The sequence below is a fragment of the Acinetobacter sp. YH16031 genome (assembly GCF_013417335.1).
In the GTDB taxonomy this organism is placed as follows: Bacteria; Pseudomonadota; Gammaproteobacteria; order Pseudomonadales; family Moraxellaceae; genus Acinetobacter.
Map to the genome: position 1 here is coordinate 1 of NZ_VPED01000096.1, position 3,054 is coordinate 3,054.

Genomic DNA, 3,054 nt, shown 5'->3' on the forward strand with positions numbered 1-3,054 from the left:
ATTAGACCGTATGATGATTTATTGGCATTTGCATAACATTTTAATTGTATATGAAGTAGAAAAGCCTAACTAATGTTAGGCTTTTCTACTTCATATAAGAGATTCTATTTTAAATAAAATTTTGTTCCAATTAATGTGTAATCATCAATTGGACCTTTATTCTCTATCCTTCTTTTTAGAGCATTAGTAAATTTAATAGTGTCGCTCATTGTGACTTTACTGAAATTTTTTCTTTGATCCCAAAAATGATATGCACCATCAGACATTATAAATACTGACATTTCTTCTCCATATTCATCTTTTAAAGAGTCATAGGGGATAAATGTATAGTCATTATCTAAATCAATGAAAGATGAAATCGCATTTGTTAAAGTACTTTGACTTATCTTTTTTTCGTTTAACTCCTTTTTACTATATATTTTTTTATCAAGTAACTTTTGATATTGAGTATGATCATTCGTAAGTTGAATTAATTTAGTATCTTGCTTGATATAAACTCTACAATCGCCAATATGCCAAATGCTCAAACCACTATCATCTAAAAAACAAAATGAGAGAGTTGTAGAGGCCTTAATGTATTCAGAATTTTGACTTTGAATAAAATTTTGAAAATTGATTTTGAGTTCTTCTTTTAAAGAATGTTCTAAGTATTCGTGACTAATTTGTTGAAGGTTTTCAATATAGTTACAAACGAAATAGGATGCTTCTTTTGCACCATGATATGAGCCTAAACCATCAGCAACCCCAAATAAAAAGCCATTACTTTTTTTAAGAGGCACAATTAGTGAATCTTCATTCTGTTTACTTCTTTCAGGCGAAAATTTATCTCTTGCTTCTGAAAAAGATGAAACGCAACTTAATGTAATTTTCATTTTATCACTCTTAGAATATCGTTTCTGATTTCAGCAATCGATTGATATCGGAACCTAACCGTTTGGGAAGTACACTTATTTGCGATGCTAGCTAGCTCTGTTATGTGTAATTGTGACATGACCACGCCTAGTGCAAAAATGTCAGAAAGATGCGAATAATGCGCAGCTTCTTCAACTTCAGGAGCCATGTATCGTGTTGTTCCAAGACATAGACCAATTGCACTCATAACATCGTTAGGATGTGCATTAGGAGCTAAATTTTTAATTAGTCCAAAATCTGAAATTTTATATACTCCATTAAAAAGTAATATATTTTCTGGTTTTATATCTCTATGAACTAGTCCTTTATTATGAAGATATTCCAAACCATCCAGAACATCTAGAATAACTTTAATCTTTTCCTCATTAGAAAGAAGGTCTTTTTTAATTAGCTTATTCAAGTCAGAATCAGCAAGATCCATTACAAAAAATGGAGCATCGCCTTGATGGACTACACAAATAGAAACTATATTTTTGTGAGTACAATTTGTCTGATATCTCATTTCCTGACGGAATCTTTCTAATAGTTCACCTTCAGAAAATAGAGAAGCTTCAGCAATATTTTTTTGTGGAGCAAATCGTTTTAGTGCATATCTAAAATCACATGTAGGTAATGCCACTTCGTATACTTCACCAAATCCTCCAGCTCCAATTTTGTCAACAACTTGGAACTCATAACTTGAGTGTCTGTAAACTTCCAAAATTTATGCTCCTACAAACTTAAAATTTTATAAAAATAATTAGGTATAAATTACTTACTATATTTTCTGCATTTTCTCATAAATTAATAAAAATTATGATTAATATTTGGAATGAAATTTTTTTGTTATAGACAATTAATTTTAAGAAATTCTAAAATTAACATAATACACCTTATACGAAATGCTAATTTTTACTTCTTATAATTCAACAATATAATCCATTTCGAAAAACCCCTGACTGTGAACAGGGGTTTTTTACTTGATTTTTCATGTTCTACGCCTAAATATTAGGCAATGTTTCACAGTTTTACTTAAATAATCTGAATAATTAAATCTATATAATTTCAGCGATTATCTTGAATAAGATTATCCAATTTATCTTCTAATTTTTTAATCTTATATTTGAGCGATAAAATAGAATTTTTTAAACGTTCATGTTCAGGAGCATCAGGATTTTTTAATTGATTAAAAACCTCCAATAATTCTCTGCGTTGAGTGCAGAACCTTTCAATGTCACTTTCAAGAGCCATTCTTGGTGTCCACAGAGCTAGTAAACTTTGCTCATAGTCTTTGAGTTCTTCACAACTCATTGCGGCTAATTCAACTTTAGTTCTCATGGTTTAAAATCCGTTTTGCTATGCAGAGCTTTAAAAATTCGTTTTGCGGTTTCCTCCCTTACACTTTTCGGATCTCGTAAGATGCCACCGATCCAAAGGGCAAAAGCAGGATAATCAGGAAAGTTACTTAGGTCTGATAGTTCAGAGAGTTGAGATAAAATAGTGCTGTACTTGTTAATTTGAGCATCGGATAGATTGAAAAACATGTCTATGGTGTTTTGATCTCGCTGACGCTCTACTAATTTGGGCTTTGGTTTTTCTTTTACTATAAATTTAAAGCCAATTACTGAACGCCCTTTTTTAATTGGATTATAGTCAACTGTTATATCGGTAAATTTATTAATTTCATCTAATGAACTATTCAAAACTCTTCGTTTTAAGTTCCTCAAATCTCTATAAGATTCAGGTAAACCAAATTCTGTAAACATTTCATCTAGCGTTAATTCAAAGCCATTTTTTACCTGATTTTTTTTCGCCAAATGGTAAAAGTCTATTGAGTAGTCTTTTTTTAATTTTAGAACTACATCCTTTTTATAACGAGTGTATGGATTATATTTATCTAAAATCTTTAACATCACCAAAACAATAGATGTAAATCTTAAAGATATCCCTGCATCTTCATAAGTAGCATCAATTACCCAATTAGAGTAGACCTTTTTTCCTTTATCGTTAACGTATGAAAAAGACCGGTCTACTAATTTTTTTGATGCATTTTCAATTTGTTTATAAGCAGAATTGACTTTGATACCACAATCATCAGCAAATTGTTGAGCTGATATTAATATTTGATCTTGTTCACTTGCATCGATATTTCTAGCAATCGGA

The 3,054-nt window shown here is 30.4% G+C and carries 4 protein-coding genes; all 4 read right to left on the reverse strand.

Annotated elements, in window-relative coordinates:
* Positions 1-104: 104 nt before the first annotated feature.
* Entirely contained in the window at positions 105-872 is a 768-nt protein-coding gene (locus FTV31_RS16095; RefSeq protein ID WP_179991631.1) for a PP2C family serine/threonine-protein phosphatase, read from the reverse strand.
* Complete coding sequence (locus FTV31_RS16100) at positions 869-1,612, reverse strand: serine/threonine-protein kinase (RefSeq protein ID WP_179991632.1); 744 nt, start codon at positions 1,610-1,612, stop codon at positions 869-871. Before FTV31_RS16100 ends, FTV31_RS16095 begins: the two co-directional genes overlap by 4 nt.
* Positions 1,613-1,956: 344 nt before the next feature.
* Entirely contained in the window at positions 1,957-2,229 is a 273-nt protein-coding gene (locus tag FTV31_RS16105; protein WP_179991633.1) for a hypothetical protein, read from the reverse strand.
* Positions 2,226-3,054 (reverse strand): replication initiation protein (locus tag FTV31_RS16110; protein ID WP_180015677.1); only part of this gene is annotated, 829 nt, incomplete at its 5' end. The genes FTV31_RS16105 and FTV31_RS16110, both read right to left, overlap by 4 nt.